Below are 23,026 nucleotides of genomic sequence, written 5' to 3' on the forward strand. Positions count from 1 at the left end.
CGCCTTCATTTGCTCAAGGCATGGGCGGCTCAGCGCCGACACCGTCGTGGCGCTGATGGCGCTGTTCTTGCCGCTCTGAGCCTGCCGCGCCGGTAAGGCTGGCGGCACTGGCGATATGACCCATGTCGTAGGAGGCACGGCGCGCGGCCTCACAGACCAGGGGGATAGCTCGCGCCCGTTGCTCCGGCCCAAGACGAGCAGCGGGCGCCACGAGCGTGAGAGCTGCCGCTATCCGGCCCCTGCTATCAAAGATGGGCGCGGCTAGGCCCGCTACTCCAGCAACCCGCTCGCCTTCACTGTAGGCCCATCCCTGACGCCGCACCCTCTCCAGCTCGGCCAAAAAGCTCCCTTCATCCCAATCCCGTCCTCCAGCCACCTGCTCGCTGTCAAAGCGCTCACGGCTGGCCCGGGCCAGAGCCAGGCGCTCTTCGCCCGAGAGCCAGGCCAGTAAGACCTTGCCAGCAGCGCCTCGATGCAGCGGAAGCGGGGCCCCGATCTCGGCAAAGGGACGCAAATTGTGGGGGCTGCGCACGACCTCGATGACAACCCTGGTCTCGTGCTGGCGAATGTGCAGCTCGGCGTTTTCTCCCGTCTGGCCGTTGAGCCAGGTGAGATGAGGCAGAGCCTGCCTGCGTACGTCAATGCTCTCGGCTACCAGCAAACCAAGACGCAGGAGGGTCAGCCCTAAACGAAAGCGCGAGCCTTCTTTCATCAGCAGCCCATGCTCAGCAAGAGCCTGAGCCAGCCGATAGACTGTCGGGAGCGGTAGCCCGGTCCTCTCGGCAATTTCCTGGGGCAGAAGAGCACTCTCCCCCCGCGGGAAGGCCTCGAGAATGGCCATCGCCTTGTCCAGGACTCCCACCCGCGTCGCACGCGCCTCCTCCGAGGGCATTACTTCAGCGCCTCCTTTCCACATAGTGGAATATCATCCACATAATGGACACCTTAGTATAGCACAGGAGGGCTGGCCTGTCAAATGGGCCGCTGCCACCGACCCTGTCTCGACGCCAGCGTCGCCCCTTTGCTATAATGAGGGCCGGTGAGGGCAGACCTGAGAGGTACTATCGCCCGCGAGCAGCAGAAGGAGCGTATTGATGAGTATTTTAGAAAGCATCCAGCATGGTTTGGAAAAGGCAGCCCAGCAGGCGGCTCGCCTGGCCCGTATTCAGCACTTGCAGATCGTGCTGAATGACCTGAGCTACAAGGCCAGTCTGGAGCACCGGACACTCTCCAACAAAGTCATGGAGTTGTATTGCAGTGGGAGACTCAGCCAGAGCGAGCTGCTGCCACTCTGTCAGAATCTCGCCACCCTTGAGCAGCACATCCAAGAAATCCAGCAGGAGCTGGAGCGTCTGCATGGCGAAGGACAGGAGCAGGCCAGTGCCCCGCCAGCAGCGGCGTCAGGTCCCTTGCCTGCTCAGCCATCGGCCAGTGGTGCGGCTGCTCCTCCTGCGGCCTATCCAGCTTATCCCCCTTCGTTTCCCCCTGTAGCAGCCTATCCTGCTGGCGGCCCGATCGCCTACCCACCGCCATTTGCCATGCCAATGCCAACAGGACCTGCTCTCAGCCCAGGCTACGCCCCTCCGGGCTACGTTCCCCCACTGACGGGTTCTCCTGCCGTCACAGCCACACCCACCAGCGACGGGACCACCGTCGTCGTACCGCCTCCAGCTCCCGAGAGCACCTCTACAGCGGCCTCTGGCCCCGATCCCGCTACCGCTACAGCTCCCGCTGGCGTGCAGCAGGAGGCTGTTTCCACCGCAGCCGGCACCGGCGAGCCTCCTACGCCTCCGGCAGACGTTCCACCGTTGGGAGCTTTGCCAGAAAGCGCCCTGGCCGCTAACCCAGAGGAGGCCAGCAGGCGTGGCGCTCCCCTGGGAGAACCGGGTCAGCCGTAGTCGGCGCTCCAGGTGAGCAGCTGATCCGACGAGACAGCGTCGCGTCGGCGCCGGCCTCGCGCCCCTGGCCAGTCAGAGACCAATCCTGGTTCTCATGTCGCCCGCCCTTGCACGTGAGGCCGGCCCGCGCTACACTCTCAGAGTGAGAATGCCCTGCCCTCTCCCAGCAACGAGAGCAGGCAGGACGGTGAGCAGCCTTCAAGTGAGAAGGAACAGGAGCATGTCCAGCCCAGCGATCCCCAGCTTACCAGCACAAGAGGAGCTGATTGTCGAGGCCATTGACCTGCACAAGGACTACGGCGAAGGGGCACTCAAGGTCCAGGCGCTACGCGGCGTCAGCCTCCAAATTCGCCGCGGCGAGGTTGTAGCGATCATGGGACCAAGCGGCTGCGGTAAGACTACCTTGCTGAACTGCCTTAGCGGCCTGGACCGGGCGACCTCGGGGACAATCCGCATTGCAGGTCAGGATATTCAGGAATTGACCGATAACGAGCTAACAACCTTCCGCGCTCGTTCAATGGGCTTCATCTTCCAAAACTACAATCTATTGCCAGTGTTGACGGCTCTGGAGAATATCGAACTGCCGCTACTGGTGAGCGGAGTGCCACCTCGCGAAGCGCGCGAGCGAGCTCTTGCCAGCATTGAGCAGGTCGGATTGAGCCGTTGGGCTCGCCACCGCCCGGCGGAGATGAGCGGTGGGCAGTGCCAACGAGTGGCCATTGCCCGCGCCCTGGCTACTCGCCCTGCTATCGTCTGGGCCGATGAGCCAACCGGGGCCTTGGATAGCGAGGCCAGTCAGGAGATCCTCGACCTGATGTTGGCCCTCAATCGCGAGCAGGGACTGACTTTTGTCTGGGTCTCACACGCCCTGGAGGTCGCACGCCGGGCGCAGCGTTTGATCACTATGCGCGATGGACGCATCGAGGACGATCGTTCTCTCGTCGCTTCCCCTGCAGACAGAGTCTAGCCTTGCAATCAACCCGGCAGGTCCAGCATTTACATCTGGCGCTTCTGTACCCTATAATAGAGATATCTTTCAACACGCAGGCAGGCCGGCAAGCGGCCACAGGGATTGAGGGGGTCCTTCTATGGGTAGAGTCATTGTTCTTGGCAGCCTGATGACCGACCTGGTAGCCCGCGCACCTCGCTTCCCTTTCCCCGGGGAGTCCTTGATCGGCGAAGAGTTTGCGATGTTCATCGGCGGCAAAGGCTTCAATCAGGCGGTGACTGCCGCCCGTCTCGGCGCCCAGACGAGTCTGATCGGCAATGTCGGTCAAGACGCCTTTGGCGATGCCTTCTTCCCCGCGCTGGCCGCCGAGGGCGTCGATTGTACCTACGTTAGCCGCGATGCCACGGCTGGCACGGGGGTAGGCTGCGTGACGATAGCAACTGAGATCGGGCAAAATGCCATTGTCGCTCTGCCACGCGCGAATCTGACCCTGTCGGCAGAGACGGTACGCCGGGCAATGGAGGAGCTGCTCGGCTCGCAACAGAGAGCCGCTATGACCCCACCCGGCGTTTTTCTGACACAATGCGAGACAGGCATCGAGACGATCGCCACCGCCTTGCACCAGGCACGCGCGGCTGGTCTCCTGACGATTCTCAACGCTGCCCCGATCCCCCAGGAGACGCTCCCTGCCGAGCTTTTCAGGATGGTGGATATTCTGGTGGTGAATGAGATTGAGGCGAGTTTCCTGGCCGGCCTGACCATTGATACGGCCATGACGGCCAAAACCGCAGCCGAGCGGTTGCTTGAGAGCGGCCCCCAGCATGTGATTATTACGCTGGGAGCGCTGGGCGCGACGTGGTGCACTCATGGCGAGAACGGCGCTCCGCCTTTCCATCGCTGGCAGCGCGCTTTCAATGTGCAGCAGGTCGATCCGACCGGCGCCGGCGACGCTTTCTGCGGCGCTTTGGCCGCTCGCCTTTCAATGGGTGCCCCTCTTGAGGAGGCGCTCCGCTGGGCCAACGCCGCAGGAGCCATCACCGTTACGCGCAAGGGCGCTTTGCCTTCTCTACCGACGCGCACTGAGGTGGAGGCCCTGCTCTAGCTTTGACCCTCCCATCCTTTCCCCTTAGCCTTGAGGCCAGCCGGCGAGTCTGATGGCTCGCTCCACCCCCGGCCAGGCCCGGACTCATATTCGCTTTATTCCCCCCGCCAATCCCCCCTTTTCGCCCCTCTTTCCCCGTTCTTCTCTCATCTTCCCTCTTCTATCCAATTTCATCGATATTTGACAGCAACCTTCTCATATCGAAGAAGTTGATTTCACAATCACAAAGGAGTGCGGTACAATACTCCTACACATCGCTACTATTGTCTACATCAATCTCAGCGTAGCGGGGAGAAGAAGCAGATGGGCAAATGTGGTAGTGGCTATGGAGGTTATGGATACCTGCGTTGGGTGGCAGTGGTTCTGATCTGGCTGCTGAGTGTGCTGCCGTCGGCCCCGGCTGTAGGATCGGCCAACCCCCTTTCGATGTCAGCCCAGGCACAGAGCTGGCAGCGCGGAGAGGGCAGAGCGCGGTCGTGCTCCCCTTCACCAGCAATTGGGACGCCGCTACGACAGCTACGTGGGGTTTGGATCGCCACGGTGGCCAATCTGGACTGGCCCTCACGCCCGGGCCTGCCCGCCGCCGTTCAGCAGGAAGAAGGGCGGCGCTTGCTCGACCAGGTGAAGGCATTGGGCTTCAATGCAGTCTTTGTACAGGTACGCCCGTTGGGGGACGCCTTCTATCCGTCGCACTACGCTCCCTGGTCGGCCTACCTGAGCGGCGTCCAGGGGCGCAGTCCAGGTTATGACCCACTGGGATTCCTGCTGAACGAGGCTCACCGGCGCAACCTGGAGTTTCACGCCTGGTTGAACCCCTTTCGCATCAGCTTCCACGACAATCTCGCCGCCCTGGCCCCGACCAATCCCGCGCGGCAACATCCCGAGTGGGTAGTGCACTACGCCGGCGCCCTCTACCTGAATCCAGGTTTGCCCGCCGTACGCCGGCTCCTGGCGGCCACGGTCGAGGAGCTGCTGCGTCACTACGATGTCGACGGAATTCACCTGGATGATTACTTCTACCCCTATCCAGTGGGAAAGCTGCCTTTTCCAGATAGCGAGACCTATCGCCAGTACGGCGCCGGCCACTATCGCTCGATCGCCGATTGGCGACGGGCAAACGTGAATGAGCTGATAGCGACTCTCAGGCAGACAATCCACCGCTTGCGCCCAACAGTAAAGTTCGGCGTGAGTCCTTTCGGGGTCTGGCGCAGCCGCCGCAGCGATCCGTCAGGCTCGGCCACCGCAGCAGCGGTGACAAGCTACGATTCGCTCTATGCAGATACACGCACCTGGATCAGGCACCACTGGCTGGATTATATCGCCCCGCAACTGTATTGGCCCATCGGCTTCAGACCCGCCGATTATGCGACGCTCGTGCGCTGGTGGGTCCATGAGGTGCAGGGCTGGCCGGTCCATCTCTACATTGGACAGGCAGCCTATAAGATCGGGAGCGGCGGCCCCTGGAACGACGCGGAGGAGATGCCGCGCCATCTGCGTTTTGATCTGCACTTTGCGGCGATAAAAGGCGAAGTTTTTTTCCGCTTGAAGTCCTTACTGGCCGATCCCCTCGGCTTCGCCCGGCGTTTGCGCACGGCTCTCTATCGCCATCCTGCGCTGATTCCAGTGATGCCCTGGTTGGGCGGGGGCCCTCCGCCGACACCCAGGGCCTTGCAGGCCCAATTGCAGCCCCAGGGAACGAACTGGTGGACGGTGACGCTGCGCTGGCAGGATGGCTCTGGTGGGCAGGCCCAGACAGTCGCTTATGCTCTCTACCGCCTGGATGGCGCCGCTCCCCCTGGCCTGTGCGCGCTGAAGGCTGCTACCGCCCTGCTGGCGACCCAGCGACGCTTTGGAACAGGCTGGCAGCTGTTTGTCGACCAGCTCGCACCCCAGGACGCACTCTATACGTACTACGTGACCGCGCTGGACCGTCTGTATCATGAAAGCTCCCCCAGCTCAGCTCTGGTTGTCCATCTTCCATGAGCAGCAGCAGGCTGGTCGCACTGATTTGCCTCTCTGCCTCGCCCCAATGAGAAGCGCGAGGCGGACACGGCCCCGATATACCAGGCTGTGCCGCCCCACGCTCAGAGACGGCTCCTCTCCGGTAAGAGCCGGTCTGCAAACCGCTGGCAGCTGGCAGCTCAGCCGTCAGTGATCAGCCAGCACCAGCACAAGGGCAGATCAAGAGCGCTAACGAGAATGCCGGGTCGTCAGGCTGCGAGCGCGTTGGAGCAGATTGTTGCCTTTGGCCACAAGGTTAGCTGTGCGGGCCGGGGTGAGCTTCGCTGCAGCTTGCTGCCCACTGCCACCGAACTCGGCTCCCTCCAGGAGAGTAAGCAGCTCGTCGGCCAGGGCATTGCGCTGCGCGGTCAGCAGCTGAAGCTGGGAAGCCATCCGGGTATAGGTGCTATCGTTGTCGGGGCTACCGCTCTCTAGCGCCAGGGTGGAGATGCGCAGGGTGCTCAGGGCAAGGTCACCTACGGGCGCATCGATGCGCTTGAGGAGTTGACCAAGCTGGAGGAGCAAGCCACGACTGCGCCTCACCGTGGGCGGAAGCGCGCTGTCATCCAGCGCTTCGATAAGAACCCGTCCGTCATGACGGTAGTCGTCTTTGAGGCCGAGTAGCTCCATCATCGTGGGACGAATGTCGGCGTGATCGGCCCAGATGCTGTCGTTGAGACCAAGATGGCGCACGCCAGGCCCAACCAGCCCCAGCCAGGTGCGGTTGATGTCGGGGGCAATATCGCCGTGGTTCCAGGCATAGGTAGGCACAACCTGGACACAGGGCGCGTTGCAGTTGGCTGGCCCGGCATAGAGGTAGTAGTCAGGATTGGCGAACCAGACAAAGGTAGGTGTACGAGCCGGATCGGCGGTGACCATGTGCAGCAGCTTCATTTCGACGGGATCGGCCATGTATTGGGTCAGCTGCTCTGTCTTGCCCGTGATGGGGTTGACGGCTGTGAGTTTGCCAGTGGCCCGCTCAAAAGCTCGTGTCACTGGATCGGTGCGCCCCGGATTGCCGGTGATGTAGATCGCCGGGGCCGAGTCGGCATGCAATTGGAAGGGGGTAGTAACGCCTTGCTGAGTGGCAAGCAAGCCCGTCAGGTTGACGTTGATTTCGCCAATCACGCTGTAGCTACAAGGCACATTGATGCCATCGCAGTCCACCGGAGTCGGGGGCCCGCCGACAAAATGGTCCCCTTCGTCAGCGGTGATGACAAAGAGCGTGTTGGCTGGCGTGATGCCATCTTGCTCTAGCCGTTGGAAGAAACGAGCAAAGGCCTGATCATAGGCACGGAGGGCAGCAACATAGCCCGCTTGACCAGGTCCAAAGGCCGGCCCGCCCGGGTGTTTGTCGTGGGCATCGGAGATGTAGGCGTATGTGACAGGTACACCGTGCTCTTGCATGGCGGCTACATAGGCCAGGCTGACGCTGGCTTCCATGCCATCAAAGCCGGGGAAGCCGATGTGTCCCTGGGAATCCTGGATGATGTGCCCGTCGAGGTCAGTAAGCGGCCCGTCGGGGCTGATCTGGGGAACAACGTATTTGTGACCGAAGAGGGCCTGGTAGCCTTCATAACCCCCAGGTTCGTCGGGCAGAAGATCAGGTTTGCCGTTATGCTCAGAGGAGCAGAGCGGGTTGTTGAGGGCACAATGAATGCTGATGCCAACGAAATCGGCATACGCCTGGCCAGGATTGGCTTTGACTTCATGGGCTTCCGGCGAGTCGGCCCCGAAGACAGTGGGAATGTCAGTCCCCGTGTTCTCCAGGACCATGTTGGCAGCGCCAACACCTCCAACGTTACAGCCAGCCCGGGTATAGGACACCCACGGCGCCGGGGCGTTGACCCCCAGCTCGTTGAGCATGTTGTAGGTGGTATCAGTCGGCGTCGGATTGGTGGGGTCGTAAATGGGATCGGTCCAGTAGGCGAAGGCTGAGGCCGGGCTACTGGTCCCGTCAGGATTGAAATAGCGATAGCTGTTGCTGACCGCTACTCCGTGACGATCCGGGTAGACACCGGTGAGTGAGGTGAGAATGTCGGTGCCGGTGTGGGCAATCAGGGGAGTGTGGTTGTTGGAGAGCATGACGCCGTTACTCTCGATGAAGCTGAGGAGATGAGGCATCTGCTCTAGATCAGAGGGAACATTAGGGTTGTCCCTCATCAGATGTACATTATCAAATTGGATGTAGATGACGTGCTTGATGCCGTTTTTGAGACGACAGGTCGCATCACCCTCGCTCATCGCAGCAGCAGCGGCACCACCAGGCTTCACCGCTGGTAGCAGGATGCTGATGATGAGAAGAAGCAGACAGCTCGCTTCGATGAAGCGGAAGCGTCCCCCCACGGGGTTGCGCTGGGACCAGGTGCGATGACACATAGGTTCCTCCTTTATCGCTGCAGGTCCACCGGTTGGTTGATCGATTGGCACACAAGAACAGCATGGCTGCAACTCGCCCCTGGCAGCAGGAGTAAGGCCCTCTTCCTCCGGCCAGTAGCCGCGGCCCGGACGCTGACCTTCCCCGCCGCGCTCTGCCCTGTCCTTGCGCTTCCAATGTTGAGAGCCTGTCAGGTGGCACGCCTGACAGGGAGGTCTCCCCAAGTCGCGTTCCTCTCGACTCTCCAAGGAGATGCAATTAGAGTATAGCACTCTATTGAATAGATATCAATGATCTAAATGGCAAAGTATTAAGAATATGTAAAATAGAGGCGTTCATGCAAGCTCATAAGAGGAAAGAGGAGACATGACCCGGCAGGCTCGGGCAGGGAAAGAGCACCGCTAGACCCGGTCACGCTCAGCTCGTTGGCTACCCTGCCTGATCAATCAGGGCCGAGAGGCTACGCCGAGGTTCGTTAGTTGGTTAGCGAGTTGGCCGGCTGGCTGGCTGGCCTCACACGCTTTTTGGAGCTGAAGCACAGCACGCCTGGAAGAAAGCCTGTACCAGAACAGCTCTCTGACTGGGGTTGCTCTGACTCAAGACTTAGAGCCTGAAGGGGAGCCAGCGCAGAGGGGGAAAGACCTGCTCGACGATCGAAAAATGATCGTAGTAGTCGCTCTGCCGCAGGATCAGGCCATTTCTGACCAAGAAGATGCTGACGCCATCGACTTGAAACGGTCGAGAAAGCCAGGACTGTCTCAGGAGGCGCGGCGTTTCGCCGGAGGCAATCCAGCAGACTGCCGCCTGCCCATCCCCAAAGAAGCGGCGCGTCGGCGTATACTGGATGGTCGGCATACTAGCGAAGCGCTGACTAAACCAGCGCGCGATCTCTTGATGGCCGCGACGCGCATGGCGCATACCCGTGTCAAAGAGTTCAGCGCTCTCATGATAGAGGGCAATAAGCTCATCGACGTCGTGAGCATTGAAGGCGACGATCCAGCGATTGATGAGAATGGGCAGCTCCATGCCTGCAGGCACAGGACCACTGTGCTCAAAGCTGTCTCGGTTGGTTCGCACGCCACTTTCTCCTCTGCTTCTCTCTGGCTGGCAGCTCTCGGATGGTGGCATCCTCGTGCTCTGTATTGTAGCGCAGGAGGACGATAAGGACAAATACTCTGGTCAATTGAATTGGGAGCTGCGTCGAGTGTGGTCGCCTGTCGCCTATCTTTACCCGCCTATCCACCGGCTTCCTTCGCTGACCTCTCCTACCGAACGAGCAAGATCCAATCAGGACGAAAGCCAGGAGGAAACGGAGAGCGAGAGGACGCAAGCCTCATCGGTCGCCGCCTTTTTCGCTGGCGAGGGCAGGAGAAAGGAATTTGCCATTCTCATACTGTCCAGGCAAGGTGCTGAGGGGAGTCCGTCGCTGGACGAGGGCGTGATAACAGGGAACTGGAATACGATCTTTTTGCCGCACCCAACCAGCTTCCTGGCCAGAACCGCGATTAGCTGGACGTTCATTACCAGTTTCCACCGGCGATGCCGTCTTCTCTGATGGGAGCGCTTCCCGTGGGCTTCGGCTGCGGAGACCGAGGGCCGCATGGGAGACGTTCCTTTTTTCACTTCTGCGCTTGCGCGCTTACCAGTCGTTGAAGACAGAGAGACGCCCGTCTCGTCCCCGTTCGACCTCTTGCGAGAGGTCGCCAGCGTAGCGAGCGAGGCAGGCATCTCGCTGTTCACCGCAATCTCTCTCCGCGCAGGTCTGTAAGCGCCTCCCCGCGGCCAGGTCAGATGCTTTCAGAAGAAGAGGCTGATTTGATTGTAGACAGCGCGAATGTTCTGCGGCGTGCCGGCGTATTCCTGGGCACCGGTGGCTGCGGCGATCGACTTGAGGGCGTCTACATCGGCATCGTCGCCATAGGCGATCGTGAAGACTTTGATACCTCTGCCGGCGTCTTCTCCTTCCGGCGTAATGCGCCGGAGCAGCTTATCTCGTGAGAGCTGACTGACGTTATCCAGCCCATCGGTCAGGACGACAACGGCTTTGATGTCATCGGTGGCAAAACTATTGAGCGCCTGCACTTGCTCAGCAATGGTATCAAAGAGACGGGTACTGCCGTCCGCTGTAATGGTGGCAATTTGCTGGAGGACCTGCTGACGCTTGGGGCCAACCTCTGAGAGCGGACTGATGACCCTGGCTTCATCGCTGAAGGTCGTTAGCCCAAGGATGTCATCATCGCTCATCAGCCGCACAAAGTCGCTGAGGCCCTGCCGCGCGGCATCGATCTTGCTCATCCCGTTGAAGTCGTCGTTCATGCTCCCCGAGGTGTCCAGAATGAGCATAGCGGCCACACGGCGTTTTTGCGCCTGCCAGGTGCCCTCAATGGCATTGACAACGTCTACCGAGGGAACCTGCAGGACGGTCCGCGGCTGCTCTGGGTCGACGCCGTGGGCGCTGTCAATGGGGGCGCCAATCGCTACCGAGGCCACAGCAGGACGGAAGCCATAGCGCAGGGCTTTGGCTTGCTGTTGGGGCGCCAGAAGGAAGGCGCGCAGGACCTCAGCGGCGCTCTCTTTGGCCGGAGTCAGCCAGCTACCGTGGAGAATGGCGTAGGGGTGATCGCTGTAGAAGGTGCCCTCTTTGGGGTAGATGGCCACGACGGGAAAGGGGAGATGGGAATAGCTATGACCGTCATTGGCTTCAACTACCAGGTTTTCGTACATGACTGCCGCACTGAGGAAGCTGGGCCCTTTGTTGAACATTTCGTCGGCAAAGAAGCCGGTGCTGTCGCCATAGTGAACGACTGCCCTTTCAATGCCAGCGATAAAGTTGCTGACGCGAGAATCGTTGATATCTGCTACGGTTAGCCCGCGCTGTTTGCCCAGAGCGGCGTAGCTCATGGCAATGATGGCGTCGAGTCCGGAGTTGGAATATGCCGGATGGGTGTGACCAAATTTGAAGCTTCCCGCCTCGGGATGACCATAGGCAGCCCACCCCTGCGGATTGCTGCTCAGGCGCGCGATGTCGCTCCAGCCAATGGCACGCTGCGGCCAGCCAAGCGCTTCAGCCAGCGGTTTCCACATGGCAATGACGACAGGACTGCTGACCAGCGAGGGGGTAGAGTTGGCTCCCATGTCGATGAGATTCTGCCCGCTCTTCTGGCGCCAGCGGGCATTGAGGAGGCTGAGCCAGACGCTGCCTGCCGGACTCCAGACGTCGGGCCTGATCCTGCCATTGAGGATCTGCTGCAGGGAGTCGCCAGAGCCAATGGGAATGGCGTTGACAGTGATGATGCCATCACAGCCGGTGTAGTGGTGGTTGTTGAAGTCGGCAATGACCTCCCTCATCCAGGCTTCTTTCTCGGAGCCATAGTAGAGGGTGAGGGTCACCGGCTCGCTCGAATGATGCTGACAATTCAGCGGATAGGGGGCTGGCGTGGGCGTGGGCTGCACGGTGGCGCTCCAGGGCGCCTCACAGCTTAACAGGAGCGTGAAGAGCAGCAATAAAGCACAAACAGAGCAGAAGAGGCTGATCCAGGGCGCCCTTCGTCTTCGCCGGCTGAAGGTCTCATTTGCTCTCAGCATCGTCTTCGCCTATCCTTTCCTGTCAAAAGCGTGAGCATCGTGGTCGTGGCAGCATCAGGGATCGGGGATTTGGGGGCCACCTCTCTCGGAGGTGGAGCCTCCGCTTCTGTTCTGGCTTGTCTTCCCCCTATCGGGCCGGCTAACTGGGGGCAGTGGCGCTATTGTCGTAGGCACTGAGCCACTCTTGAAGCAAGGCATCGGTCACAGGGCCGGCTGGCGGCTGCGCCTCGGGGCCAAGCTGCGCTGGTATCTTGAGACTGCTCGCCAGGCCGGGAAAAGGGTTGCCCGCAAGGCGGTCGTAGATGGTGACCGCGGCGTTGGTGGGCCGGAAGCCGCTTTTGAGGGCTTCGCGCTGCTGCTCCTCGCCGAGGAGGAAGTCGCGAAAGAGACGTGCCGCTTCTTGCTGCTCACTGGTGACCCATTCGGCGTCAAGGATGGCAAAGGGATGATCGCTCAGCAGATTGAGGCTTGGATAGAAGGGGAGCAGGGCCATGCCCTGGCGCTGATGGGCTTCCGCCTGATAGGTGAGCACGAGATTTTCGTAGGTGAAGGCCAGATCATAGGAGGAAGGCCCTTTGAGGATGACTTCATGCTCTAGATAGGTGCCGCTGCTGCGCCCAAATTGGGTGACGGCTCCCTCAATATCGCCGAGGTAGCGCAGAAAACCCTTGTCACGTACCTGGTCGCTGGTAAGGTCTCGCTGTTGATGGAAGTAGGCATAGGCTAGCAGGGTAATGCTCAGCAAGCCGCTATTCGACTGATCGGGACGAGTCTGGGCCAGCTTGACCTGACCCCAGTCACCAGGCCCTCCCAGGTCTTGCCAGCCATTTTTGAGGAGAACAGCACTGTGAATGGCCTCCCAGTCGATGGCGTGGTAACGCTGAAGCAGGAGGCGCGCGCGCTCTTCCCAGACAGCAAAGACCAGGGGGCTGAAGACGAGCGAGCGCGGCGATAACTCTGCTGAGGAGGCCAGGATCTCTTCGCCGCCGTGTGCGGCCTTCCAGGCATCACTGAGCTGGTTGAGTTCCAGTGCGCTGGCCGGACTCCAGGCAATGGGCCGCAGTTGGCCATTGAGAATGCGGTCGCGAGCATCGAGTGAGCCGCGCCCTTCGGATTGCGACAGGGTGATGCGTTTGCCGCCCAGGTTCATACCACGCTGGTTAAAGGCCTCGATGGCGGCGCTGATCCAGCTTTCTTTTTCGGTGCTGTAGACAAAGCTGAGAGCAATTTGCCCGGCCACTCCAGTCGTTCCTCCGCTACGCTGGCGCGAGAAGAAGAAAGGGAGGCTGAGCAGGCCAGCACCCGCGACAAGGCTCACTGCGCCTGCGGTGAGCAGCAGGCGACGCGAGATGCGTCTCCCTCCTTGAACGGCAAGCTGCGCCTGGGGTCCCTGGCCCGGCGTTCCGGGTAACGGTGTTATCGGCGTTGGTGGATTGCTGGCGGGCAGCGGGGTCACTGGCAGAGCGTTCGCCGGTGGCGAAGTCACTGGTGAGGCTGTTCGGCCAGCCGCGGCGACATTGGGCAGGCCAGGAATGGAGCCTTTCATGGCGCCAGGGGAGCTGAAGCCGGCAGCCAGGATTGCCATGTACATGGCAGCGGCAGTTTGATAGCGCTGCGCTGGATCTTCAGCCATCGCTGTCAGGATGATCTCCTCGCTGGCGGCAGAGATTCGCGGGTTCAAGGCGCGTGGGGTCTGAAAGAGACCAGGATTGAGGCGCCTGGTCGGGGCATCAAGGGGTAGCTCACCGGTGAGGAGCTCGTAGAGCGTGGCCCCCAGGGCGTAGATGTCCGAACGCGCATCACTTTGACCGCGCCCGTACTGCTCTAGCGGGGCATAGCCCTGAGAGCCAAGCAGGGTGGTGTCACGTGTGACCTGGCTCTTAAAGATGCGGGCGATGCCGAAATCGATGAGCTTAAGCTGGCCATCTAGGGTCAGCATGACGTTGGCCGGCTTCATGTCACGGAAGATGATCGCCTGGGAGCGCGTGTGCAGGTAGTGCAGGACAGCACATAGCTCCAGACCCCAGCCCATGACGGTCGCTTCGTCGAGCGGTCCGCCGTGTTCTTCCAGGATCTTCGCCAGCGTTTTGCCTTCGATGAATTCCATGACAAGGTAGGCTTTGCCCGCTTCTTCGAAGAAGTCGCTGACATTGGGCAGGTTGGGATGCTGGAGCTGAACCAGGAGATCTGCCTCTTGACGAAAGTCGGCCAGGGCACGCGCTTTCTCGTTGGGAGTGAGCAGGGCGTCGCCCATCTCTTTGATGGCGACCTGCCGGCGAGCCGAGAAGCGCAAGTCCAGGGCTTTGTAGACAGCTCCGAAGCCCCCTTTGCCAACTAGGGCGACGATGCGGTAGCGCCCGCTGAGCAGGGCGCCAGGACTAAGGGCCCCAGTGATCCGTCGACCTCCTCCGGTGACCGCTGGCGAGGAGGCTACGGCAGCATAGACGCCGGTTGGCGGTCCGGCCAGCGTGTAACCACAGTTGATACAGAATTGTTCACCGGGCGCGTTCGGGGTACCACAGTGGCCACAGGTGAGGAATCCTCCAGTATGACTCTGCAAGGTTTTTCACTTCCTCGTGAATAGCACGTACAAGCACGTATGGCTCCTCGGCCTTTGATCGGTCGTAATGAGCCGCGCACTCGTGATGCTCATGTTCTGCTTATCCAGTTGCCATGCTGCGAGTATGTCGCCAGAGCTTTATCTCTGCTTTACGGCTCTGTTATGGGAATGTAAAGGCTCAATTAATAAATAGGGATATGCTGACCTGGCTCTGTGCTGGGGTGGAACTGATCGGCGAGTGCGAGGAGGAGTCTCGCCTCTCTGGTGAGATGCAGAGTCTGCAGCTGCGCGCCGATGAGCTGTGTCGTGTTCGGGTCGACGGGCGCCCGTGCCTCTTCCATATCGAGTTTCAAGCGCGAGGCGATGCGCAGATGGCTAACCGCCTGCGGGCGTATAATATAGTTGCACGGCGCCTGTACCAGCAAGAGGTCTTTTCATGGGTGATCTACTTGCATGAGGGGGGCACGATGCCGCCGCCGCCTTTGCGCTGGCCCGGTTTGCGTAAGGGCGAGGCCGATACGCTCTCGTTCTCTTATCACGTGGTGAAGCTGTGGGAAGTGGCAGCGGAGGATCTGCTGCGTCTCGATCTGCCAGGCATCTGGCCACTGGCACCGCTCTGCCGCGGGGGCCGACGCTATGAGATTGTGGAGCGCGTGATTACAGGCCTGGAGCAGGCCCAAAGACGCCAGCGTATCTCAGAGCAGCAGCTACGCGATCTTCTTGCTCATGCTAAGACGCTTGCCAGTTTGACATTTCAAGGTCACGTGGATTCCAGTCGCGTTCACAGGAGATTCGAGATGCATCGCGACATCTATCGGGAATCGCCAGCCGTTCAGGAGTGGCTCGCCGATGTTTTCCTCTTGCCATTGCCGTTACCGTTGCCGTTGAGGTCCTCGATAATGGCGTTCAGCTGCTCTAAGGCTGCCTGCAGGTCTTCGACAATATCGCCAATGATCTCGTCTGGCGCTGGCAGATCGCTGGCATCTTCCAGACTGCGATCGCGCAGCCAGACGATGTCAAGGTTCACTTTGTCGCGCTTGATCAGCTCTTCATAGCTGAAGGCGCGGAAGCGCTCGTTCTCTTCGCGCTCGTGGCGCCTCCCAGGCTTATAGCAGGCGACAAAGTCGTCGAGGTGGGTCCGCGTCAGCGGCCTGGAGCGCAGGGTGATGCGCAGGTCGTAAATCCAGAGCTGCTCGGTCCAGGGCCGGGCGCTGGCCGACTTGCGCTCCAACGGTCCACTATCGATCATGACCCGCTCACTGACCCCCCACCGCATCGATCACCACAAAGCGCATCTTCCCCACCTCCTCGCCCATCACCCGCTGAAACTCCGTCTCATCAATCGTCCGGCTCCCACGCCCCAGCATCTGCTCATAAAAGCCCCGGCTGCGCACCGGACGCATAAAAATCAAGACCTCCAGCGGCTTAATATCCGTACCGGTTGCAATCATATCGACCGTCACCACAATCCGCGGCGTCAGCCGGTTGCGGAAGGCCGTGATCAGATCTTCGGGTCGCGCCCCTGTCGTCCGATAGGTAATCTTCCGCACGTAATCGTTAGCGCTGCATCCCTCGCTCAGAATCTCCGGCATGAACTCCTGGCGCGCAATCTCCACAATCGTATCGGCATGGCTATCATCCTTGGCAAAGATCAGCGTCTTGGGCACCTTCGTGCGCTCCAGGAAGAGCTGGCGGTAGCTATCGCGATAGGCGCGAATAATGATACGGATCTGGTCCAGCGAGACCACCTCGCGATCAAGCTGCTCTGGATAGTAAACCAGCTCATCTTCAAGCTGCTCCCAGCGCACGGCGCGCGTCCGCCGATCGCGCAGACCCACGACCGAGAGCGGCTCGATCCGGCTCCCGCGCTCGCTGATATCGGTGCGCAGGCAGAGGGCCACACCGCGCGCCGCGCCCAGGTTGAGAGTCGCCTTCACCTGAACGGCTCAGCCCGCCTGACGGAGCAGCTCGTCGATCTGTTGTCGTGCCTCTTGCTCTGGTTTCAGCACTGCATTCACTCCTTGCTTCGTGGGAACAGCTCACGCCCCGCATCTCTTCTACCTCTGCACTTCAGCCAGATCCATCAAAAGAGCACAGGGCAGAAAGACCCATCATTGCCTGCAACACCCATCAATCGCCCATCTCGTTATTACCGCCTGCCTGTTCTTCGAATCACAGAACGTTTCTTTACCGTCCGCTTGTTGGCGGAAGAGAGCCAACAGAATCAGGCCCGGCTGAAGGTGGTGCAGGCCGTCACATTGCTGTGGGTGGCAGATCAGGCGAGGAGGAAGCCGGGTCGGGCATGGAGCAAACAGAGAGGCAAGGCTGCTCAGACAAGATCTTGCGTCGCCCGTCGTCGAGCACAGCCAGCCTGCGCCCCAGGGTCTCCACCGCCTGACAGCCTGACGATAACATAGCAGCACAGGTAAAGTAATGTAGCATAGCACAGAACTGGCACAACAGTCAACGGGCGGCGAGCTGCTAACAGCCCCAGGAGGTTTCTCCGGGTGAGGGACCCCCCCACAATGAGGTAGGTCCCGCCATTTACACGGCTACCCCCCGACGCAGCACGCCCGGTCCCAGAGACGTCCGCGAGGCCGGCAAGCGTGATCAACGGCCCTCGCTCCTGTGAAGGACCCATCCCAGGCTGCAATGCAAACGAGGTAGGTAGCCTTGCGCTTGCTCCCCCATCCAGCACTGAGTAGAATTGCTTATGACCAGGCCACCCCACGTCTGCAGGAAAGCGGAGTGTTTTTTTAGTGCATCGACCTCGACAGAGATAAGGAGCGAAAGAAGTATGGCTATCGAGGAGAGGTCTTCAGCGATCAACGCGAGCGCCCTGCAGACGAATCTGCGCGGGCAAGTCATCCAAAAGGGCGAGGCCGCCTACGAGGCAGCTCGCCGCGTCTACAACGCCATGATCGATAAGCGGCCAGCCCTCATCGTGCGCTGCGCCGACGTAGCCGACGTGATCACCGCCGTCAACTTCGCCCGCGATCATGAGCTGCCGCTGTCGATCCGCAGCGGCGGTCACAATGCCGGTGGATTGGGAATCTGCGACGACGGCCTGGTGATCGATCTATCCCTTCTGCGCTACACCCACGTCGATTCCGATCGGCGCACAGCGCGCGTCGGCGCCGGCTGCACCTGGGGCGACGTCGATCACGCCACCCATGCCTTTGGCCTGGCCGTGCCATCGGGGATCATCTCGACCACTGGCATCGGCGGCCTGACACTCGGCGGTGGCCTGGGCCATCTCACGCGCACCTACGGCCTGGCCATCGACAATCTGCTGGAAGCGACCACGGTGCTGGCAGACGGCAGCGTCGTAGTGGCCAGCGAGCAGCAGCACCCTGATCTTTTCTGGGGCTTGCGCGGCGGCGGCGGCAATTTCGGCGTTGTCACCTCCTTCCTGTTTCGCACCCAGCCAGTCGACACGGTCTATGCTGGCCCCATGCTCTGGGAGTTAGAGAAGGCCCCCGAGATTCTTCACTGGTACCAGCACCTGATTACGACCGCCCCCGAGGATCTCAACGGCTTCTTCGCCTTCCTGACTGTGCCGCCAGGCCCACCGTTCCCGGAGCATTTGCACAATAAGAAGGTCTGCGGCGTGGTCTGGTGCTACACAGGGCCACTGGACAGGGCAGAACAGACCTTCCAGCCGATCCGTCAGTTCCGTCAGCCAGCACTGGACCTCGTAGGGCCACTTCCCTTCCCCGCGCTGCAGAGCATGTTTGACGCGCTCTATCCACCTGGCCTGCAGTGGTATTGGAAAGCGGACTTTGTGAAAGAGCTGAGCGACGAAGCGATTCGCCTGCACATGCAGCACGGTCCTCAGCTCCCAACACTGCAGTCGACGATGCATCTTTACCCGGTAAATGGGGCCGCCAGCCACGTGAGCAATAACGCCACCGCCTGGAGCTACCGCGATGCCACCTGGGCCGAGGTGATTGTGGGAGTCAGCCCAGACCCCGCCCAGAAGGAGACGATTACTGACTGGGCACGTGCCTACTGGACAGCGCTGCATCCCTACGCCGAGAGCGGAGCCTATGTCAACTTTATGATGGAGGGGGAAGGCGATGAGCGTGTCCGCGCCGCCTATCGCGAGAACTACGAGCGACTCAGCCAGGTGAAGCGGCACTACGATCCGGCTAACTTGTTCCGCATCAATCAGAATATCCAGCCTGCTCTCTAGGTCAACCTTCCTGCAGACCTAGGGCCTGAGATCAGCATAAGTCAAAAGCGGCGCGCAAGCCAGGCGAGTAGCATCCTCGGACTGCACGTCGCTTGTCATTGACTTCCACTCCCTCCTTCTCCGCTTAGCGAGCGTGAAGCCTGCAGATCAGATCAAACTGGCGCCCCAACCACGGCAAGAGCCAATCCACCTCCGTCTGCCCCCCATTGGCTGTAGCCAATCGGCCCCCAGGTAGATAAAATTTTTGCTGGCACTCTTGCCAGCGATCCCGATCGGACCCGGACACCCGCCCTTCACCTCCGATCCAGCCAGATAGACCAGCAGCAACTACGCCACGGAGCGACCTATCCCGCCCTGTGACGCCAGACAATTTATTCACTGTCGTATCGTCCTGTTCACCTTTTACTTTATCAGCATATTTAAAGAGCTATGCAGAGAAAACAGGCAAACACTTTTGTGAGTGAAGATCATCTCGCTATCGTCAGAGACTCTGGCGGGTCAGGCCCAGCAGCAGCCCAGCAGCGCCCGGGCAGCCTGCGTCCTGTCGATCGGCTAGGCATCATCCTGGCCCTGCTCGCCCTTTACATTATCTGGGGGTCCACCTACCTGGGTATGCGCCAGGCACTGACCAGCTTCCCGCCCTTCCTCATGGGTGGCCTGCGCTTCGTCTGCGCCGGCACCCTGCTCTATCTTTTCCTGCGCCTGCGCGGCGAGCCGCGGCCCAGCCTGCACCAGTGGCTGGCTGGCGCCGGCATTGGCGTCCTCATGCTGGTTGGCAGCAACGGCATGGTAGCTTTCGCCGAACAATGGGTCGCCAGCGGCCTGGCCGCCATTGCCCTGGCAGCCGTCCCTTTGTGGACAGCGCTCTTCGCCGGTCTTAGCGGGCGCTGGCCGCGGCGCCTCGAATGGCTCGGCCTACTCATCGGATTCGCTGGCGTCATTCTGCTCAACCTGCAGAGCGGCCTGCGGGCTAATCCCCAAGGGGCCATCGCCCTCCTGATCGCCCCTATCTGCTGGTCCCTCGGCTCCGTCTGGAGCGCGCGCCTGCCTCTGGCCTCTGGTCTGATGGCCAGCGCCACCCAGATGTTAGCGGGCGGCCTGGCCCAACTCAGCATTGGCCTGCTGCTGGGCGAACGCCCCAGCCTGCCACCCGCTCCCGGAGCGCTGCTGGCGCTCATCTATCTTGTCGGCGCCGGCTCTCTACTTGGCTATTGCGCTTACGGCTACCTGCTGCGGCGCGTCCGGCCCGCTCTCGCCACCAGCTACGCATATGTCAATCCTCTGGTTGCCGTTTTCCTGGGCACTCTGTTCGGAGGCGAACAGGTCTCGCCCCTCGAACTGCTGGCTATGCTCATCATCCTTGGCAGCGTCGCCCTCATCTCTCTACAGCCGCGCATGGCTCCTGCCACCGGTCACAACAGTGCTACCATCGCCAGCCAGGACGAGCCACGGCAGCTCAGCTCTCTGCGGACCGATCGCTAGCAGAGAGCCGAGAGCCAAAATCATAAGACAGGAGAAGGCCAGGGAAATAAGACGGGGATAAAAACGGGGATAAAACGGGGATCAGGATCAACGGCGAGCGAGGCCGGCCTGGCCTCGCTGCCGAGAGAAGCCTCTACCCAGCAAGGGGTCAGTCAGGGATTGGCGCGCAGGAAATTCTCAATCTCCTCCAGGTCGTTCGGCGAGAGACGGAACTCCGCCGCGCCGATCAGCTCGCTGATCTGCTCAGGCCGGCGCGCTCCCACAATCGCCCCCGTTACCGCCGGATGGCGCAGCGTCCAGGCAACCGCCACCTCGCCCGCCGTGCGCCCATAGCGATAGCCGATGTCGCCCAGGAGCTTCGCCAGCGCGAGATTGCGCGACAGACGTGGCTCCTGGAAATCGGGATGGTGCTTACGCCAGTCGTTGTCGGGCAGAGCCGCTACCCGCTCCCTGGTCATCCGCCCTGTCAGCAGGCCAGAGGCCATTGGTGAATAGACAATCACCCCAATATTATGCTGCTGGCAATAGGGCAGAATCTCCGCCTCAATCTCGCGATGAATCAAGGAGTAGGGCGGCTGCAGCGAGCTGATGGGAGCAATGGCCCGCGCCCTCTCCATCTGGGCCACATTGAAGTTCGAGACCCCAATATAGCGCACCTTGCCGGCGCGCTGCAGCTCGGCGAGCGTGCTCCAGCCCTCCTCGATATCCTCATCGGGCACCGGCCAGTGAATCTGATAGAGATCGATCACCTCGACGCCCAAACGGCGCAGGCTGGCCTCGGCCTCGCGGCGAATCGAATCGGCCTTGAGCACATTGCGCACCTGCCCATTGCTGGTCTCATCCCAGACAAGCGAGCACTTTGTAAAAATGTACGGGCGTTCGTTGGGAGCACGCTCGCGTACGGCTCGCCCGACAATCTCTTCCGAGTGTCCCAGGCCATAGGCCGCTGCTGTATCGATCCAGTTGATTCCCAGGTCCAGCGCCTTATGAATCGCCGCCAACGAGTCCGCATCATCCTGTGGACCCCAGCCAAAGCTCCAGTTGCCGCCTCCAATCGCCCACGTCCCCAGCCCCAGCGGCGTGATTTCCATGTCAGTGTTCCCTAAGCGTCGCTTCTGCATAGACACTCCTTCCGCAACCTGTTCACCATCTCAACTGCTTTGTGGTAGGTGCTCAGGAGGCCCTCACAGCCCCTGGCCTTCTCATCTTATGCCAAAGGAAGCCCAAAACGCAAACTCAGGCAGAGAGCCTGTTTGCAGGGAATACCCAGGGAACGCCACTAGCCACGGGTCGCGAGCGTTAGTCCAGTCAACAGGCTGCCTCTTGCTGGTGTTGGAGGCAGCCCATCGTCGCCTGTCCGATACGATACCAGCGCCAGGGCTGCTGCCCAGCCGTCGCTTGCCAGAACAACTACTCCCCGTGATAAATGGGCTGAAGGATGTCTCGCTCATAACTGCCGTACAGCAAGGGGTCGGCATACTTGCCGTAGGCACGCACCTGCTCACCACGGTCGCGGAAAAAGTCGACATACTCCCTCGGCACCGTGAAGCGCGCTCCCGTGCGTATATCCTTGACATAGACCTGCCCCGCAAAAGCATCCATCCAATCCAGCCCGATATTCAGGTTCGTCTGCTGAACCTGCTCGAAGAGGTTCATTTGCATGGCCCGCATATGATCAAAGGTTTGAGCGATCATCTGATTCTGATGACGGAAATGCGCCGCCTGTGAGGCCGCCATCTGCTGGATGATCCGGTTCTGTTGCTGCTGCGAGGCCAGTGCGGCCTGGATACCGTTGGGATCAGGATGGACCGAGGCCAGAATCGCCATATACAGCGGCAGACGCCGGGCGAAGAGGCCCGGCGGAGCTTCAGCTCCCTGAGCCACGACGGTCCAGAAAGAGGCTCCCGGAACCGCCAGCGGCGGTGGCCTCGAGATCACCTCGGCTCCCCCCTCGACCGGCTGCCTACCAGCAGGCGAGGGGCGCAGATAGCGATAGTGGATACGCGCCGCCTGACCTACCGCCGCCGGCAGAGGCCAGTGACCAAGAATCTGGAGCTGCTGCACACTGCCACCGGAGAGACGCGGATAGAGCTGACGGATCACTTCCAGCGGTGGCAGATAGGGCGAAGCGAGCTGGCGCAGGAGAGCGGCCTGCTGCGGTGGCAGCCCCAGCAGCGCCAGGCCCTGCAGCATCATCTGCAGCGTTAAGGCATCAGCCGGAATCTCCAACATATAGATGGCAACACTCTCGCCCTCGGCGCTGACAACGAGCAGATTCCCATTGCTGGCCAGCGAGGGCTGCCAGTGCCGAGGAACGGTGATCCAGTAAAGGCCCACATGCAGCGGGCGGCCAGTGCGCGCCAGCTCCTCTTGAGCCTGCCGGACCCGTTCAACAGCAGCGGTATTCACCTGCTCCGTCGATCCCGTCAGCTCGGTCAGGCGCCGCAGCAACCGCCAGGCCAGACGCTCTAGCTCCTTCTCTCGCTGGCGATAAAGATCAGCCTGCGCCGCCCGCAAGAGGACCAGGGCCTCGCCCTGCTGGGGAGCGGAGAGCACTGCCACTACCCCACGGAGCAACTGACCCCCTTGCCTGAAGCGGAGCTGGCAACTGGCCAGACGGCGCGCCTCATCGGCCCGCAGGTCGCTCGCTTCTAACTCCTGAAGCTGTGGACGCAGCTCGGCTAACAGAGCATTCAGCTGCGCAATGGCGTTGACCCCACGCAGACGAGCAAAGGAGAGCTTGATATACTCCAGATGGCGCGTGTTGATAAAGGCTAAACCCTGGGCCGGAGGACGCAGGTATTCAACAATCCACTCCGGCGGTAGCTCAGGAAAGAGCTGCTGCCACCACATCGGCTTTGCCTCCTTTGAGCGACT

Annotated in this window: 15 protein-coding genes; 6 read left to right on the forward strand and 9 right to left on the reverse strand. The window is 60.9% G+C overall.

The annotated features are described in order from the left end of the window. Positions 1-13 precede the first annotated feature (13 nt). Positions 14-892, reverse strand: coding sequence for an IclR family transcriptional regulator (locus KTAU_RS08800; RefSeq protein WP_170293166.1), 879 nt, complete (start codon positions 890-892; stop codon positions 14-16). Between the two features lie 202 nt (positions 893-1,094). On the opposite strand from KTAU_RS08800, the gene KTAU_RS08805 reads away from it, so the two are divergent. The 4 genes from KTAU_RS08805 (at position 1,095) to KTAU_RS08820 (ending at position 5,932) form a co-directional block, all read left to right on the forward strand. After that, entirely contained in the window at positions 1,095-1,898 is an 804-nt protein-coding gene (locus tag KTAU_RS08805) for a hypothetical protein (RefSeq protein ID WP_151728031.1), read from the forward strand. Positions 1,899-2,118: 220 nt separating this feature from the next. Next, positions 2,119-2,865, forward strand: coding sequence for an ABC transporter ATP-binding protein (locus KTAU_RS08810; protein ID WP_151728032.1), 747 nt, complete (start codon positions 2,119-2,121; stop codon positions 2,863-2,865). 121 nt (positions 2,866-2,986) lie between these two features. Beyond that, entirely contained in the window at positions 2,987-3,949 is a 963-nt protein-coding gene (locus tag KTAU_RS08815; protein ID WP_151728033.1) for a ribokinase, read from the forward strand. Positions 3,950-4,252: 303 nt separating this feature from the next. Continuing rightward, on the forward strand, positions 4,253-5,932 hold the full coding sequence (locus tag KTAU_RS08820) for a glycoside hydrolase family 10-like protein (RefSeq protein WP_151728034.1): 1,680 nt from the start codon (positions 4,253-4,255) through the stop codon (positions 5,930-5,932). Between the two features lie 207 nt (positions 5,933-6,139). Here KTAU_RS08820 and KTAU_RS08825 read toward each other — a convergent pair whose 3' ends face one another. The 6 genes from KTAU_RS08825 to KTAU_RS08850 form a co-directional block, all read right to left on the reverse strand. Beyond that, positions 6,140-8,329 carry an alkaline phosphatase family protein gene (locus KTAU_RS08825; RefSeq protein ID WP_151728035.1) on the reverse strand — a complete coding sequence of 730 codons (2,190 nt, stop codon included), beginning with the start codon at positions 8,327-8,329 and terminating at the stop codon, positions 6,140-6,142. Positions 8,330-8,930: 601 nt separating this feature from the next. After that, on the reverse strand, positions 8,931-9,404 hold the full coding sequence (locus tag KTAU_RS08830) for a nuclear transport factor 2 family protein (RefSeq protein WP_170293167.1): 474 nt from the start codon (positions 9,402-9,404) through the stop codon (positions 8,931-8,933). Positions 9,405-10,124: 720 nt separating this feature from the next. Continuing rightward, complete coding sequence (locus tag KTAU_RS08835) at positions 10,125-11,912, reverse strand: substrate-binding and vWA domain-containing protein (RefSeq protein ID WP_151728037.1); 1,788 nt, start codon at positions 11,910-11,912, stop codon at positions 10,125-10,127. A 139-nt stretch (positions 11,913-12,051) separates the two neighbouring features. Beyond that, the gene (locus tag KTAU_RS08840) at positions 12,052-14,472 is read right to left on the reverse strand and encodes a protein kinase domain-containing protein (protein ID WP_151728038.1); all 2,421 of its coding nucleotides are present in this window, start codon (positions 14,470-14,472) and stop codon (positions 12,052-12,054) included. 832 nt (positions 14,473-15,304) lie between these two features. Continuing rightward, entirely contained in the window at positions 15,305-15,721 is a 417-nt protein-coding gene (locus KTAU_RS08845) for a hypothetical protein (RefSeq protein ID WP_151728039.1), read from the reverse strand. A gap of 7 nt (positions 15,722-15,728) precedes the next feature. After that, positions 15,729-16,409 (reverse strand): helicase-related protein, encoded by a 681-nt coding sequence (locus KTAU_RS08850; RefSeq protein ID WP_151728040.1) that lies wholly within the window; start codon positions 16,407-16,409, stop codon positions 15,729-15,731. 860 nt (positions 16,410-17,269) lie between these two features. Between KTAU_RS08850 and KTAU_RS08855 the strand changes: the two genes are divergently transcribed. Next, the gene (locus tag KTAU_RS08855) at positions 17,270-18,667 is read left to right on the forward strand and encodes an FAD-binding oxidoreductase (RefSeq protein ID WP_151728041.1); all 1,398 of its coding nucleotides are present in this window, start codon (positions 17,270-17,272) and stop codon (positions 18,665-18,667) included. A 456-nt stretch (positions 18,668-19,123) separates the two neighbouring features. Next, entirely contained in the window at positions 19,124-20,149 is a 1,026-nt protein-coding gene (gene yedA / locus KTAU_RS08860; RefSeq protein ID WP_228026370.1) for a drug/metabolite exporter YedA, read from the forward strand. 152 nt (positions 20,150-20,301) lie between these two features. Here yedA and KTAU_RS08865 read toward each other — a convergent pair whose 3' ends face one another. Together KTAU_RS08865 and KTAU_RS08870 are read right to left on the reverse strand one after the other, a co-directional pair. Beyond that, positions 20,302-21,270, reverse strand: coding sequence for an aldo/keto reductase (locus tag KTAU_RS08865; protein ID WP_151728043.1), 969 nt, complete (start codon positions 21,268-21,270; stop codon positions 20,302-20,304). Between the two features lie 289 nt (positions 21,271-21,559). Then, positions 21,560-23,002: a hypothetical protein gene (locus KTAU_RS08870; protein ID WP_151728044.1), complete on the reverse strand. Its 1,443-nt coding sequence runs from the start codon at positions 23,000-23,002 to the stop codon at positions 21,560-21,562. Positions 23,003-23,026 lie beyond the last annotated feature (24 nt).

The organism is Thermogemmatispora aurantia (assembly GCF_008974285.1).
Classification (GTDB): Bacteria; Chloroflexota; Ktedonobacteria; order Ktedonobacterales; family Ktedonobacteraceae; genus Thermogemmatispora; species Thermogemmatispora aurantia.

Bases quoted from the DNA above. Each gene is read 5' to 3' on its own strand.
- KTAU_RS08800 (WP_170293166.1), bottom strand. From the start codon at position 892: ATGCCCTCGGAGGAGGCGCGTGCGACGCGGGTGGGAGTCCTGGACAAG.
- KTAU_RS08805 (WP_151728031.1), top strand. From the start codon at position 1,095: ATGAGTATTTTAGAAAGCATCCAGCATGGTTTGGAAAAGGCAGCCCAG.
- KTAU_RS08810 (WP_151728032.1), top strand. From the start codon at position 2,119: ATGTCCAGCCCAGCGATCCCCAGCTTACCAGCACAAGAGGAGCTGATT.
- KTAU_RS08815 (WP_151728033.1), top strand. From the start codon at position 2,987: ATGGGTAGAGTCATTGTTCTTGGCAGCCTGATGACCGACCTGGTAGCC.
- KTAU_RS08820 (WP_151728034.1), top strand. From the start codon at position 4,253: ATGGGCAAATGTGGTAGTGGCTATGGAGGTTATGGATACCTGCGTTGG.
- KTAU_RS08825 (WP_151728035.1), bottom strand. From the start codon at position 8,329: ATGTGTCATCGCACCTGGTCCCAGCGCAACCCCGTGGGGGGACGCTTC.
- KTAU_RS08835 (WP_151728037.1), bottom strand. From the start codon at position 11,912: ATGCTGAGAGCAAATGAGACCTTCAGCCGGCGAAGACGAAGGGCGCCC.
- KTAU_RS08845 (WP_151728039.1), bottom strand. From the start codon at position 15,721: ATGATCGATAGTGGACCGTTGGAGCGCAAGTCGGCCAGCGCCCGGCCC.
- KTAU_RS08855 (WP_151728041.1), top strand. From the start codon at position 17,270: ATGGCTATCGAGGAGAGGTCTTCAGCGATCAACGCGAGCGCCCTGCAG.
- KTAU_RS08865 (WP_151728043.1), bottom strand. From the start codon at position 21,270: ATGCAGAAGCGACGCTTAGGGAACACTGACATGGAAATCACGCCGCTG.
- KTAU_RS08870 (WP_151728044.1), bottom strand. From the start codon at position 23,002: ATGTGGTGGCAGCAGCTCTTTCCTGAGCTACCGCCGGAGTGGATTGTT.